A 14,068-nucleotide genomic window follows, 5' to 3' on the forward strand; every position below is an offset into this window, starting at 1 on the left:
TGCAGGCTGGATTGCAGGCGGGCACCATCCAGCCCCTGCTCGATCGCGGTCTCGTCGCCGCTGTGGCCGGTGGCCACCGGCTGGTAGTCGTAAGTCGCCAGCGCCACGCTGCCGCTGACGATCTGTCGTGCACCGTCCCAGCGGGTGAGACCGTCCTCTTCCTCGGTGGCATCGCTGCGATGGAAACGCACGCGGCCAACGTTGGCCGCCGGCAGGCTGTACGGGTCGTCGAAGGCCAGCAGCTTGACCTGCGGCGACTCACCGTCCAGGTGTTCGTAGCGCCAGGAGAGTCCCTCTTCGCGCAGCAGGCGGCAGATGAAATCGTGGTCCGATTCGCGGTACTGCAGACAGTAGCTGCGCGCCGGCAGCGGGCCGGCCAGCGCGAAGTCCAGGCTCTGCACCGCGGCGAACAGCGGGTTGGCCGCGGCGTGCTCGGCAAAGAGCTGGCGCACGATGGCGTCGACGCTCAGATCCTGGAACACGCGCGAGGTCTGGCGCAGGCGCAGTAGCGCGAACGGCGGCTCGACAGTTAGCGCGTAGCGGGCAAAACCGCCATCACTCGCCAGCGCCTCGGCGGCGCTGACCACGCCGCAGCGCAGGCTCTCGTCACCATCGGCGCTGGCGATGCCAAGCCGCACCGGCAGGCCGAGCAGTGACTTCAACTCAATGCCGTCATCCGCCGACAGACACTCGACGCGGAAGCGGTAGTCGCCGGCCAGCGCCTCGTCACCGGACAGGCTCAGCGGCAGCAGCGCCTCGCCCCAGCGGCTGCCGTCGCCCAGTTGCAGGGTGAGCAGGCGCTGGTCCTGGTTGAAGGCGGACGCGAAGCTGGCGAGCAGGTCGGGGAGGTTCATCAACCCTGCACCTTGTAAACGTTGGAAGACAGTTGCAGCGTGGCGTCAAAGCTGACCGGCGGGCGGTGCGGGTGCACTTTCAGCACAGCATCTACCCGGAAGCGCAGGTGCCGCTCCAGCTCGCGCGGCGCATCCAGATTCACCCGTACCCGGGACAGGCGAGGTTCGTGAACCTCGATGGCACGGCGTAGCTGTTCGCGCAGCAATTCGCGATCATCCGGATTCAGCAGGCTGATGCCGCTGAGATCGGGAATACCGAACTGCAACATGCTGTCATCCGCCAGTGGATGGGCGGCATACAGTTCTGGCTGCGCCATGACTCTGGTATTGAGCAGCGCCTCCAGGTCGCGCGCCAGGGAACGGCGAAATTGCGGCAACTCGAAAAGCAGCTGCTCGCTGCCATGGCTGAGATCAGGCTGGTCGTCCAGCAGGCGATCCAGCACGGATGGCAGTATCTGGGTATGTCGCAAGCCACTCATGCACTAGATCCCGAACAGCTCGGCCAGTTGCTGCCCCAGCAACCAGTGGTAGGAACCCCAGATTGCCGCAGCAGCGACTGCCAGCAAGGCAAAATACAGCCACATCGGCAACTCGTGCCGCACGAAGGCCTGGAAGCGCTGCGGTAATTGCCAATTGGGCGCAAAGTCAGCCTTGCCGCCGCGGACTTGCTGAATTTCCTGCCCCAGCTTGTGCTTGAGATAGCCCAGCTTTTCTTCACCCTCCAACAGATAGCGCCCCTGAAAACCCAGCAACAGGCAGGTGTAGTACACCTCCAGGGCTTCGATATGACGTACCGGATCGAGTCGCAACTGCTCCAGCCGACTAAAGAAGCCCTCTCCCGCGAGGTGGTCACCGAACAGGCGCAATTGCAGCGGCATACGCTCCCACTCATCGCGCAAAGGAAAATCCGACGACAGGATGATTTCGTCCAGCAATGCGCAAAAAGCATACTTTGCCTGGCCAATGGCATCTGCCGACTTGCCGAAGTTGCGGGCATTGCGCTCGTACTGCTGCAGGAACTGATCGACACGGCGATTGAATTCCACGCTGCTGCCCGGCGCATTGCCGTCCTTCAACAGGAACAACAGATAAACGCCGTCTTCCAGCATTTCGCGCATGCTGGGTCCCGTGCTGCTGACGGTGATAGCTGACTCGGTTGGTACGGCAGTTTCGGTAACAGTGGCTTGACTCATGTTGGCCTCAACGGAAAACGGCAATCAGTTCCAGATTCAAACCGGACAAGGTCTGCGGAACATAGATGCAGATGCTGCGTGACTGCAGCATGCGGGCGAAGATGTCGCCATGCGGCTGCAAGGCAAAGTAGTGATTGCCCACCCGCACCGGCACGGCAGACGGTGTTTGCGCGGCATGGCTCAACGCCACGCCACGCATGGCGGAGTTGAGGATCTTCTCGACATCGTCCGGCGCGCCGATCTTGAGCTTGAGTGGCACGTTGTCCAGTACCTGACTGGCCGGCTGCTCGCTTTGCACCGACAGGTAGAAATCGACGTTTTCCAGCAGGCGATCGCTCTCCAGTCGTCCGATGTAGAAAGAAGGTTTGGGGGAATGCAAGGGAATGACCGCATAGCGTGCCGAAATCACCGTTTCCAGCAGCTCGCGTATCTGCAAGTCCAGAGCTGCAAATACCGGGTACAGCTCCTCATGGCGATAAGCCGGGATATCCGCCAGTGCAAAGCGGGTAGAAAAGGTTTGCAGTTCGCCACAGAACTCTGCCAGCGCCATGTACAGCGCCTCCGGATGCAGCGGGTTGCTTAGCGACAAGTGGCGCAGGCGGGCAAAGTTGCGGTTGACGGTATGCAGCAACCAGAAAGCACTGATATCGCTGGAACCAAACTCCATGACGCTTTTGGCTTTTTCACGCTGGGCACCGGCTAGGGCCTGGCTTTTCACCAGCAAGATATCAAGCAGGCGACGCAGCAACTGCGGCAACGCCCCGGCTGCCGCGATGGTCAGCATCGGCGGCAGATAATCCTCCGCTACCACCCACTGTCCGGTCGCATCTTTCTGCAGCCGGCACAGTGCGATCGCATCGTAACCATCGCGATTTTCTTCTTCGAGCATCAGCCGCACATCCGGCTCCAGCACCGCGACTTCCGCTGGCAATGCCTGCGTGTACAGATCGGCAAGCTCCTCGCCGCCGCTGTGATAACGGCACGGCCGCCCGGTGCTCTCACCACTACGCGTATTGCCGCCGTATGGCTGCAAATCCGCCAAACAGGCATACAACGTGGTTGTCACCCCCAGCTGTGGCAGCGACGACAGGTCACGCGACAGTGGTAACGGCGCTGCCTGCGGCGCCTGGTACAGTGCGCCATCCCGAAACAGCACACTCAGTGCATCCAGCCTTACCAGGCCGCCCTTGAGGGCTGACTCGTCCAGCCGCAATTGCTGCACACCCCAGACATGCCGACACAACAGCTGCTGCCGGATGGCCGCATCCTGCTCCAAAAACAATGTTTGCTGCTGAAAATGCTGCGGGCGCAGGAACATTCCCTCTCCCCACAGCACACGTTTCGCTTGTTGCATCTTTTCTCAATCCGTTTGGCCAGCGGCCAATACATCAAAACGCACACGACTCCAAGAGCCCCTGGCTCTTAGCGACACTCCACCTGCAACGAGCCCGGCTGGCCAGGCATGAGCCTGGCGGCGGGCTTGAGCGCGCGCAGATAACAATCCTCTGCATGAAACTGCAGCCCTTTGCTGCGCACCGCGTCGGCATCAAACAGCAACCGCCAGAACTGCCTGTCCGGCTGCCGAAACAACGCCACCAGTCCAACGTACGTCGATTCCGGCAGCACCACAAAATCGGCAATCTCCGCCTTCGATCCCGGCAACAGGGTGAGCTCCTGCAACGCCAGCAGATCCGGCGACAACAAATCTTTTTCCGGCTTGCCTGACGCCAGCGCCTCCATGCTTAAACGCTTGAACGCCTGATCTGACTTCAACTGATAGACACGCACCACAACCGACAACGGCTTGCCCCGGCTATCGCGATTCAATATCGCAGCGGCATCCCCGGAAAGCCTGACCGGGCCATCACCAGCACAGCCCGACACGAGCAATGCCATCGGTAACAGCCCCCAACCCAGGCACCTCGTCCATAGCCACCCTCTGGCTCTGCAATGTCGCATCTGCGTAGACACCCTTGGAAAACATGCCAAAGTACTATTATAATTGAAAAGCATTTTTTCTACAAAAAATTGCAAAATAATATATTTTTATATATTTATTTAAAATCAACCGTTTAATTACAAACGCATCAAAAAAAGGCAGTGTGATGTGGCTCGACCACGTGAAACCTTATCTAGCACCAGGCGCATCCATGCTGCTGATCTGCACCATCATCTGGATTGGGTTCAGATTTTTTTACACAAAAACACATATAAATAAAGCACTTACTATAAAAACAAAGAATGGAAAAACTGAGCACCCCCTGCAAACAGGATGGCAGACTGGTCTGCACTATGTCACCAATGAAGCAAGGCTGCAGCCCACAAAAAAACTTATAGAAACCATAAAAAAACACTTTGTCATTGCTTTTTTACCTGTTTTTTCGATATCTTTAGCCGCCTCATCGGTTGCTTTGTCACTTTTATTCAGTAATTTACACAAAACAGAAGAATTCATACCAAATGAGTACAAGCACAGTTCGCGCATCAAGTTGACGCTGCAGGAGGAGCAACTGGCTCCGCCACCACCGCTACCCCCGGAAGCTTTCCGCGACGCCATTAGCGAACAACCCCGGCTGAATCGGGCTGACCGTAGCTGGGACAAGCTGGATGCGGCCTTCGTCCAGACCGTGCTTCGTCTCATGGCGAGACTGGAAGCACGTGGTTACCCGATGACGCTGCTGGAGGGCTACCGCAGCCCGGAACGACAGGATGCATTGGCAGGCCAGGCCACGCTGGTTACCAAGGCAAAAGGCGGCCAGAGCAAGCACCAGTATGGGCTGGCGGTGGATCTGGCCCCGGTACGAAACGGCAAGGTAGTGATTTCCGAACGCGATCCGTGGGCAATGCAGGCGTATCAGGCACTGGGCGAAGAGGCCACGGCGGCAGCGCTGACCTGGGGAGGTAACTGGAGCTTCAAGGATTACGGCCACATTGAGCGCAGCGGTTCGCTAAGGCAGCTGCTGGCTCGCAAGCAATAAACCAATAGGAAGGTAAGCACGGTGTTGAAAAAAGGTTGGCGACAACATGCCAAGGTGGCCTCGGCGGTCGGGTTTCTGATCCTGATCGCCTTGGTCTGGTTTCTTGGAGAGTGGCTGGGGCTGGAGACCATGGAGGCTAGGCTGGGCTGCATCATCGCAATCATGCTGCTATGGGTCGTCAGCCTGCTGATCGGCCAGCTACTGGCAAAACGTGCCGGTGGCCTGCTGGAAAAAATGTTGCGCCAGCAGGCTGATGACGCCGTGATTCATGCCGGCTCAGAGAAGCGCGCCGAAGTGACCCTGTTGCGCCAGCGCCTGCTGGCCGCCATCGACACCCTCAAGAAATCCAAGCTGGGCAGCAGCAGCGGCGCGGCAGCCCTGTATGAGCTGCCCTGGTACATGATCATTGGCCACCCCGCCGCCGGCAAAAGCTCTGCCATCCTGCAATCCGGTCTCAGCTTCCCGTTCAGCGACAAGAGCGGCATCCAGGGCGTAGGCGGCACGCGTAACTGCGACTGGTTCTTTTCTACCGAAGGCGTCTTGCTAGATACCGCAGGACGCTATGCCACGCAAAGCGAGGATCGAAGCGAGTGGCTGGCCTTCCTGAAGCTGCTCAAGAAGCACCGTGCCAAAGCACCGGTCAACGGCATTCTGGTGGCCATCAGTCTGCCGGAACTGGCACAGCATCACAGCGAGGGGTTTGCCCTGTACGCAAGGCAGGTGCGCGAGCGCATTCATGAAGTCTGCAGCACCTTCGGGCTCCACGTCCCGATTTACCTGGTATTCACCAAGCTTGACCTGCTTGGTGGCTTTGCCGAGTTTTTCCAGGATATGCCGGAAGAAGAACGCGATCGGGTCTGGGGCAGCACGCTGACGGCCAACCAGGGCCACGGCTTCGATGCCGCCACCGTCGCTTCGCAACAGTTCGAATTGCTCTATCGCGGCCTGGTGCAAGCCGGTGAGGAGAAATTGCTGCAATACCGCGGCGATCAGGTACGTCCGGCACACTTTGCCTTCCCGATCGAATTTCACGGGCTGAAGGACGCCGTGGTGAAGTTTGTCAGCCTGCTGTACGAGGACGACCCTTACCATGCCCGCCCGCTGTTGCGCGGTTTTTACTTCACCAGCGCCCTGCAGGAAGGCACACCGCGTATCGTCGCCGCCAGCCGGGTGCAGACCCAGTTCGATCTGGCACCGGCACAGGGCGACCGCCAACAAGCGGCGGCCTCTTACAGCTTTTTCCTTGGCGACCTGTTCCGCAAGGTCCTGTTTCCCGACCAGCATCTGATCTCGCGCCAGAGTGGCCGTGGCGGCAGTCGCTGGCGAATGGCCGCCATGGCCGCCGGTATCCTGTCGCTGTGCACTCTGGCCGCGCTGTGGAGTTGGTCCTATATCGGCAATCAACAATTGCTGGCGGATATCAGCAAGGAACGGGAAGACGCCCGCAAGCTGGCCGCATCCAGCCAGTTGTATGACAAGCTGCGCGCATTGCAGCAGATGCAAACCCGCCTGGAACAGCTGCAGGCTTACCGAACCGAAGGGGCGCCCTGGCAGATTGGCGTCGGCCTTTATCAGGGAGAACCGCTGGAGACGGCGCTGCGTGGCGAGTACTTTGCCGGTATCAAGGCTGTGATGCTGACACCGGTGCAACGCAACCTGGAAACCACCCTGCAGACACTGGAGCAGCCTCACGCTCCAACACCGGTCATGCCCCCGCCAGCGGTACAAGCGCAGCAAGCCAAACCGGTCGCACCAGCGCCAAGCAAACCCAGACCCAAGCTCCGGCCACGACCGCAAGCCCGGCCGCTGCCCAACATTCAGCTGGGCGCGATTGCCAATGACTACCGGGCACGTCCGGTCGTGCTGGCAGCGAGCGTCCATCACACCCGCCATGTAGCCTGGTGGCGCCACACGTCGCCAGCGCAGGCAGCCAACCGCTGGCAAGCGGCCGGCTTTGGTTTACGTCACGCCAGCTGGTCCCCCGGCGCGCGCACTTCCGCATTGCAAGCCGTCACCCCTGCCCTGCCAGCCACGGCCGAGATCGCTGCCGCGCCCCCGGCCGCAGTCAAAGCGCCACAGTTGGATGCCAGCTACAACGCGCTGAAAACCTACCTGATGCTGTATCAGCCGCAGCGCATGGAGGCGGCCCATCTGGCGGACCAGCTGCCACGTTACTGGCGCCCCTACCTCGAAGCCCAGCGCGGCTCATACAGCACGGAAGAAATCATGGCGGTCGCTGAAAAACTGCTGGCGTTCTACATCAGCCAGGTCAAGGCACCGGATCTGCCATTGATTGCGCCCAACCTGCGCGTGGTCAGCCAGGCCCGTGAAGTGCTGCGCGGCTCTTTCAAACGCATGTCGGCCGAAGAGCGGGTTTTCAACGAAATTCGCGCCCGTGCCAATACCCGCTTTTCGCCACTGACCGTCGCGCGGATTCTCAACAACCGCGATCTGGACATCATGGCAGGTAGCCAGATGGTGGAAGGCGCCTTTACCCGCGAGGCATGGGATCAATATGTCAAAGGAGCCATAGAGGAGGCCAGCAAGGGGGAAATCCGCAGCGATGACTGGGTGTTGGCCGCAAGCAGCCAGGACAACCTCGGCAAGGATGGCGACAGCGAGAAAAACCGTACCGCCCTGGAAGCCCAGTACCGTGCCGCCTACAGCACTAGCTGGAAAAAATTCCTGCAGGGCGTCACCGTGCGCGACTTCACCTCTCCCGCACAGTCCGCATCGGCCATGACGCGTCTGGCAGACCGGGAAAATTCGCCCATCAAGCTGATCCTGATACGGGCCGCCACGGAAACGGCGTGGGACAACCCGTCAGAGCTGAACCGCTCACTGGAAACGGCCAAGCAGTCGGTGCTGGAAAAAACGGCCAGTCTGCTTAAAGGCGGCAGCAGTGATAGTGCACAAAACGGCAAGCTCTACGGCGAAGTAGGCCAACAATTTGCCGGCGTCGCCCAACTGGTCAAGGGGGAGAACGCCCCGCTCTACGGCTACCTCGACCAGTTGGCCAAGTTGAAGGCCAAGCTGGGGGCGATTGCCAGCACGGACGATCCCGGCGCCCTGTCCCGTGCCACCTTGCAAGCCACCTTCAACAACAGCGGCTCCGAACTGGCAGACAGCATTGCCTACGTCGACAACGCGCTGCTGGCGCAAAGCACTCCCGAGACCATCGGCATGGTACGGCCGATGCTGGTACGCCCGCTCAGCCACTCCTACAGTGCCCTGCTTGGCCCGGTCAGCACCGACATCAATCAGGCCTGGGCCGCGGAGGTGTTGCCGCAATGGCGCCAGCTGGCCGCCAAGTATCCCTTCAGCGATGCCGGCAGCACGGCATCGATTGCCGAAATCAACCGCTTCCTGAAGGCCAATGACGGCACCCTGGACCGCTTCATCAACAAATACCTTGCCGGCTTGGTGCAAAAACGCGGCGACGAGCTGGTGCCGCGCGCCTGGGGCGAGCTGGGCATCAAGTTCAACCCGGCCTTCCTCAGCAGCGTCAGCAGCCTGTCCGCCCTAGCCAACGGCCAGCTGCAGGATGGCGACGGACTGCGCTTCGAACTGCAACCGCAACCCACGCCCGGCCTGTCGGAAATCGTGTTCGACATCGACGGCCAGGAACTCCGCTATCGCAACGGCCCGCAACTCTGGCAGCCCTTTACCTGGAATGGCAGCAGCCAGACCGCAGGCGCCCGCATCCAGGCACTGTCCTACACCGGGGCCAACAATGTGGTGGCCAACCATCCTGGCGGCATGGGACTGATGCGCCTGCTATCGAGCGCCAAAGTCGTGCAGGAAGGCCCGGATGGCACCCAGCTGGCTTGGTCATTGCGTAAGGCCGAAGGCGAGCCCTTGATCGTGCGGGTCAATTTCCGGGTACTCAGCGGCGTGAATCCGCTGCAGTTAAGCCGTCTCAACAAACTAACGTTGCCCGAGCGCGTGACGTTGTAATCGGGGGAGCAAGGTCTTGAGCTTCACTTTCAAACGTACCCAGGAAGTTGCAGCCTCGTTCTGCATTTTCGGCAAGCTGCCACGTCGTGGCGACTTCATCCGCCTCAACGCTACCCACCCGGCAGCGGCACAGCTGGATCAACTACTGGCAGACAGCATCAGCCTGCTCTCCCAGACAACGGAAGCGATCAGCCGTTATCGCGACATGCCCGGCTCCTGCTTCGTGCTGCGCAGCCGGGATCACGCCTGGCTGTCACTGGGCGTGATTCAGCCCAGCCATGATGAAAGCGGCCGTAACTACCCGCTGGTGGCGGCCACTCAGCTGCCGGCCAGCCTGGAGCTGCCGCCGCTGGCCGTGCTTTTGCTGGCCTGCGAACTGTTCTTTTCCGGACTGAAGGACCAGCTGGCCAGTGCCATCGACAACGCGGTGGAAATGGTCGCCTGCCGCCAGTTCCTGGAAGCGCAGGCCCTGTTCGGGGCCGCATCCAGCGACGATGTCGCGCTGGCAGAGCAGCTGCTGTCCCACCATCTGGCCATGACTGCGGCGCAGCAGCTGGACGAAGCGATCTGCCGTCGGCACGGCCACAGCCTGGAAGCCACCCTGCTGGCCTTCATCTTCCACAGCCAGTTGCAGCACCGCTTTCGCGACAGCCTGTGCGCGCAGACCTATCTGTTGCCGCTGCCGGCCACGGATGGCGAGGACATGTTGGCCGCCGCCACCTGGCTAACGCTGTATCAGGCTGCCGCCAGCGCGAGTGGTGCCGACGAAGCCCAGTGCCTGCTGATCAACCGCCCGGATGGTCGTTACCTCGCCTTGCAGCCCCGCTCGCCGGATGCCCACATCGTGGCGCAGTGCTGGGGAGAGCCGCTGAACGAGCGCTTCGTGGTGGATATCGGTGATGAACAGGCGCCGTGGCGCCGCCATCAATCCTATGCCGAAGCCACTTACATCCTGGGACGGCGCCTGAACGACCCGGATCTCAGCGTCGCGCAATTGCGCGACCTTGTCGCCAGCCTTGCCCGCAGCATCGCCTGACGCCGTTAAACCCTGACAGCCCCTACTTTTCGAAAGCACACCATGAGCAAAGAAAGCACCCAGAAAAAACTGTCGCGGGTTCGCCCGCCCCGCGTGCAGATCACCTACGACGTCGAGATCGGCGATGCCATCGAAACCAAGGAGCTGCCCTTCGTACTGGGCGTACTGGGCGACTACTCCGGCCACAGCAAGAACCCGCTGCCCAAAATGAAAGAGCGCAAGTTTGTCCAGATCGACCGCGACAACTTCGACGAAGTGCTCAAGGGCATGGCACCGCGGCTGGCCATCAAGGTGGACAACAGGCTGCAGGACGACGGCAGCCAACTGGCGATGGAGCTGAACTTCAACGAACTGGGCGACTTTGAGCCACAGAACGTGGTGGCACAGGTCGAGCCGCTCAAGCGTTTGCTGGAAGCCCGTACCCGTTTGGCCGACCTGCGCAACAAGCTGGCCGGCAACGACAAGCTGGAAGAACTGCTGGACGAAGTGGTACGCGACACCGAAAAGCTGCGCCAGATCAGCCAATCCGCCCACAGCGACAACACCGGGGAGTAAGCCATGAGCACAGCACAACAACTGGACACTGCAGCCAACCCTGCCGCGCTGGATGCCAGCAGCCTGCTGGACAGCATCATCGACCAGAGCCGCATCGCCACCAATGACAGTGAAAAGGGCCATACCCGTGACCTGATCGGCGAACTCGTCGCCCAGGTACTGGATGGCAGCGTCACGGTGTCGCGCGACCTCAGTGCCAGCATCGATGCGCGCATTGCCGAACTGGATGCCATTCTGTCAGCTCAGCTCAACGAAGTGATGCACCACCCCGAATTCCAGAAACTGGAAGCCTCCTGGCGCGGATTGAAGTATCTGGTGATGCAATCCGAAACCAGCACCATGCTGAAAATCAAGGTGCTCAATGCTTCCAAGAAAGACCTGGTCAAGGACTTCAAGGCCTCGCCGGAGTTCGACCAGAGCGCCCTGTTCAAGAAAATTTACGAGGAAGAGTACGGCACCTTTGGTGGCGCACCCTATGCCGCACTGGTGGGTGACTACGAATTCACCCGTCACCCCGAGGACTTCTACCTGCTGGACGAGCTGTCCCATGTGGCCGCATCGGCCCACGCCCCGCTGATCTCCTCCGCCTCCCCCGGCCTGTTCGGTCTGGAAAGCTTCACCGATATCGGCAAGCCGCGCGACCTGGCCAAGATTTTTGACACCGTCGAATATGCCAAATGGAAGTCGTTCCGTGAATCGGAAGACTCGCGCTACGTCGGCATGGTGCTGCCACACGTCCTCGGCCGCCTGCCCTACGGCCGTGACAATGTGCCGGTAGAGGCCTTCGACTTCGAGGAAAACGTCGATGGCAGCAACCACGACAAATACCTGTGGACCAACGCCGCCTACGCCTACGCCGCCCGCCTGACCGATGCCTTTGCCCAGTACGGCTGGCTGGCCGCCATTCGCGGCGTGGAGGGTGGCGGCCTGGTAGAAGGCCTGCCGGCACACACCTTCAAGACCGACGACGGCGAAGTGGCACTCAAGTGCCCGACCGAAGTCGCCGTCACCGACCGCACCGAAAAGCTGCTGTCCGACCTGGGCTTCATCTCGCTGGTGCACTGCAAAAACACCGACTACGCCGCCTTCTTTGGTGGCCAGTCGATACAGAAAGCCAAGACCTACAACACCGATGCGGCCAACGCCAACGCCCGCCTGTCCACGCAGCTGCCCTACATCTTTGCGGTGTCGCGCATTGCGCACTACATGAAATCCATCATGCGCGACAAGATCGGCAGCTTTGCCTCACGCCAGAACGTGCAGGACTTCCTGAATACCTGGCTGGCGCAATACGTGCTGCTGGACGACTCCGCCAGCCAGGAAGCCAAGGCCAAATATCCGTTGCGCGAGGCGCGTGTGGACGTGGTGGAGGTACCGGGCAAACCCGGTGTCTATCGCGCCGCGGCCTTCCTGCGTCCGCATTTCCAGCTGGACGAACTCACCATTTCCCTGCGTTTGGTTGCCGAGCTGCCTCAGCCGGCAGGTTAACGCCGAGACGCTCCGGTCTCCCGCCTCACCGGCCGGCGTGACCGGAGCATGCATTCCGGAAGCCACGCTTCCATTTTTGTCACCTAGGAGAACCACATGGCTTTTGACGCCTTTCTGAAAATCGACGGCATTCCGGGCGAAAGCACCGATGACCAACACAAGGACTGGATCGAAATCCAGTCTTTTTCCCACCTGATCGAACAGCCAGCCCAGGCGACGGCCAGCTCCGCCGGCGGCGCCACCGCGGAACGCGTCAACCACGGCCAATATGAGATCACCCACTTCCTGGACAAGGCCAGCCCGAAGATCTACGAGGCATGCTGCACCGGCAAGCACATCAAGGAGATCACCATCGAGCTGTGCCGTGCCGGCGGTGACAAGGTGAAGTACATGGAAATCAAGATGGAGCAGGTTCTGGTATCCAAAGTTGAACCGAATGGTTCCGCCAACGATGCCGGCTTCCCCAGCGAAAAGGTCAGCTTCAGCTACGGCAAGATCAAGTGGACTTACACCCAGCAGAAACGTGCCGACGGCGCAGGTGGCGGTAACGTCAGCGCCGGCTGGGACCTGACTGCCAATAAAGTAATCGCCTAAGCGTTTTGCCGGCCGGAGTCCGCCTTGCATCGCGGCTCCGGCCTTGAAGGGATGCATCATGTTTTATCGCCTCACCATTCTGGCTATCAGCACGGCACTGCTGCTGGGCTGTGCCAATAGCCGCAAGAACAAAACGCCGCCCCCCGACCCAGCCACCGTCCAGGCCCAGGAAAGCAAGGCCATTGTCGTGAAAGTGGCAGAAGGCGTGGAGCAGGCTACCGCAAAAGTGCAGGAAGCCACCGGCAACAAGGCCGTCGTCGCCGACCCGACACTGGTGCCATTTGACAAGATGAGCGCCAAGCTGAGCCCCCTCACCGAACAACAGGTCCGTGCCCTTGCCCCGGCGCTGGTCATTGCCAAACAGATCATCATCACTGGCTACTGTGACCGCCGTGAAGTAGGCAATGCACCGGCCGCGGCCCGTGCTCGGGCAGAAACCGTCAAGAAACTGCTGGTAGACAACGGCATTGCCGCCAAGCGCATCGTCCTCAAGATCGACACCGTGCAGCGCCTGCACGCTGCCCGCGTTACTTTCAACGGTTAACCCGTACTAATCCCCATGAACCTCCCCGACCTGCTCGCCAGCTTCGCGTCCGCCTTCAACCAGGACCAGCGCCTGCTCACCCTGCAACTGGGCGACGGCAGCCGCTGGGGCGAGGCGCTGCTGCCGCTGAGCCTGTCCGGTGACGAGGCGCTGGCCGGCGACTACCGCTTCCGCGTCGAGTGTCTGTCGGCGGATGACGGCATTGAGTTGAAGTCACTGCTCGGCCTGCCGGTGCGGCTTGGCATCGCCAGCGCCGATGGTGACGAGAGCCTGCGCTGCGGCGTGGTCAGCGCCGCCGAGGCGCTGGCGAGTGATGGCGGTTTTGCCCGCTACGCGCTAACTGTCGAGCCGCCGTTCGCGCTACTGCGCCTGCGCCAGACCTCGCGCGTGTTCCAGGATCTGAGCGTCGACGCCATCGTGCGCCAGCTCTTTGCCGAGCACGCCGCGGCCAACCCGCTGTTCGCCGCGGTGCAGAGCCTGGACTTCGCGCTGGCCGGCCCGCTGCCGGCGCGCAGCTACTGTCTGCAGTACCGCGAATCGGACCACGATTTCATCTGCCGCCTGCTGCGCGAAGAGGGACTCTCCTGGCGCTACGAACACCTGGACGGTGAGTCGCCGCAGGTCAAGCTGCTGGCCTTCGACGACCCGTACAGCCTGCCGGCGGCCAACGTTGGCCGCGTGCGTTTCCATCGCAGCGATGCCACCGAGGAAGAGGACGGTCTCACCCGCTGGGACGGTGCACGACAGATCGTCAGCGGCAGCGTGGCGCTGGCGACTTACGACTACCAGCCGGTGGCCACCGGCCACAGCGGCGACGAGACCGCGATCGAGCAGGGGCTGGATGGTGCCCGCCTGCAATCCAGCCTGCA

General features: G+C 61.1%; 13 protein-coding genes. 8 read left to right on the forward strand and 5 right to left on the reverse strand.

Annotation, left to right across the window (positions count from 1 at the left end; translation table 11 throughout):
* The 5 genes from C8E02_RS02225 to tssJ form a co-directional block, all read right to left on the reverse strand.
* The coding region (locus C8E02_RS02225) for a type VI secretion system Vgr family protein (protein WP_120809477.1) at positions 1-854 on the reverse strand (854 nt) is incomplete at its 3' end.
* The gene (gene tssE, locus C8E02_RS02230) at positions 854-1,333 is read right to left on the reverse strand and encodes a type VI secretion system baseplate subunit TssE (protein WP_120809478.1); all 480 of its coding nucleotides are present in this window, start codon (positions 1,331-1,333) and stop codon (positions 854-856) included. The genes tssE and C8E02_RS02225, both read right to left, overlap by 1 nt.
* A 3-nt stretch (positions 1,334-1,336) precedes the next feature.
* Positions 1,337-1,972, reverse strand: a complete 636-nt coding sequence (icmH, locus tag C8E02_RS02235; protein ID WP_238377378.1) for a type IVB secretion system protein IcmH/DotU — start codon at positions 1,970-1,972, stop codon at positions 1,337-1,339.
* 82 nt (positions 1,973-2,054) lie between these two features.
* Positions 2,055-3,401 (reverse strand): type VI secretion system baseplate subunit TssK, encoded by a 1,347-nt coding sequence (gene tssK / locus C8E02_RS02240; protein ID WP_120809479.1) that lies wholly within the window; start codon positions 3,399-3,401, stop codon positions 2,055-2,057.
* A 68-nt stretch (positions 3,402-3,469) separates the two neighbouring features.
* A complete protein-coding gene (tssJ, locus tag C8E02_RS02245; protein ID WP_245961042.1) occupies positions 3,470-3,943 on the reverse strand; it encodes a type VI secretion system lipoprotein TssJ in 474 nt (157 codons plus the stop codon).
* 254 nt (positions 3,944-4,197) lie between these two features.
* Between tssJ and C8E02_RS02250 the strand changes: the two genes are divergently transcribed.
* The 8 genes from C8E02_RS02250 to C8E02_RS02285 all read left to right on the forward strand — a co-directional run.
* Positions 4,198-5,025 carry a M15 family metallopeptidase gene (locus tag C8E02_RS02250; RefSeq protein WP_245961043.1) on the forward strand — a complete coding sequence of 276 codons (828 nt, stop codon included), beginning with the start codon at positions 4,198-4,200 and terminating at the stop codon, positions 5,023-5,025.
* 54 nt (positions 5,026-5,079) lie between these two features.
* Positions 5,080-8,982, forward strand: a complete 3,903-nt coding sequence (gene tssM / locus C8E02_RS02255) for a type VI secretion system membrane subunit TssM (RefSeq protein WP_245961044.1) — start codon at positions 5,080-5,082, stop codon at positions 8,980-8,982.
* A gap of 16 nt (positions 8,983-8,998) precedes the next feature.
* Positions 8,999-10,018, forward strand: coding sequence for a type VI secretion system-associated protein TagF (gene tagF, locus C8E02_RS02260; protein WP_120809483.1), 1,020 nt, complete (start codon positions 8,999-9,001; stop codon positions 10,016-10,018).
* Between the two features lie 42 nt (positions 10,019-10,060).
* Entirely contained in the window at positions 10,061-10,573 is a 513-nt protein-coding gene (gene tssB, locus C8E02_RS02265) for a type VI secretion system contractile sheath small subunit (RefSeq protein WP_120809484.1), read from the forward strand.
* A 3-nt stretch (positions 10,574-10,576) separates the two neighbouring features.
* Positions 10,577-12,061, forward strand: a complete 1,485-nt coding sequence (tssC, locus tag C8E02_RS02270) for a type VI secretion system contractile sheath large subunit (protein ID WP_047968429.1) — start codon at positions 10,577-10,579, stop codon at positions 12,059-12,061.
* A gap of 96 nt (positions 12,062-12,157) precedes the next feature.
* Complete coding sequence (locus C8E02_RS02275; protein WP_120809485.1) at positions 12,158-12,655, forward strand: Hcp family type VI secretion system effector; 498 nt, start codon at positions 12,158-12,160, stop codon at positions 12,653-12,655.
* 58 nt (positions 12,656-12,713) lie between these two features.
* On the forward strand, positions 12,714-13,199 hold the full coding sequence (locus tag C8E02_RS02280) for an OmpA family protein (RefSeq protein WP_047968427.1): 486 nt from the start codon (positions 12,714-12,716) through the stop codon (positions 13,197-13,199).
* A gap of 15 nt (positions 13,200-13,214) precedes the next feature.
* A partial coding sequence (locus C8E02_RS02285; RefSeq protein ID WP_120809477.1) for a type VI secretion system Vgr family protein occupies positions 13,215-14,068 on the forward strand: 854 nt, incomplete at its 3' end.

This window comes from Vogesella indigofera, assembly GCF_003633895.1.
GTDB classification, from domain to species: domain Bacteria; phylum Pseudomonadota; class Gammaproteobacteria; order Burkholderiales; family Chromobacteriaceae; genus Vogesella; species Vogesella indigofera.

Coding starts and splice junctions, on each gene's coding strand:
- tssE (WP_120809478.1), bottom strand. CDS start 1,333: ATGAGTGGCTTGCGACATACCCAGATACTGCCATCCGTGCTGGATCGC.
- icmH (WP_238377378.1), bottom strand. CDS start 1,972: ATGCGCGAAATGCTGGAAGACGGCGTTTATCTGTTGTTCCTGTTGAAG.
- tssK (WP_120809479.1), bottom strand. CDS start 3,401: ATGCAACAAGCGAAACGTGTGCTGTGGGGAGAGGGAATGTTCCTGCGC.
- tssJ (WP_245961042.1), bottom strand. CDS start 3,943: ATGGCATTGCTCGTGTCGGGCTGTGCTGGTGATGGCCCGGTCAGGCTT.
- C8E02_RS02250 (WP_245961043.1), top strand. CDS start 4,198: ATGCTGCTGATCTGCACCATCATCTGGATTGGGTTCAGATTTTTTTAC.
- tssB (WP_120809484.1), top strand. CDS start 10,061: ATGAGCAAAGAAAGCACCCAGAAAAAACTGTCGCGGGTTCGCCCGCCC.
- tssC (WP_047968429.1), top strand. CDS start 10,577: ATGAGCACAGCACAACAACTGGACACTGCAGCCAACCCTGCCGCGCTG.
- C8E02_RS02275 (WP_120809485.1), top strand. CDS start 12,158: ATGGCTTTTGACGCCTTTCTGAAAATCGACGGCATTCCGGGCGAAAGC.
- C8E02_RS02280 (WP_047968427.1), top strand. CDS start 12,714: ATGTTTTATCGCCTCACCATTCTGGCTATCAGCACGGCACTGCTGCTG.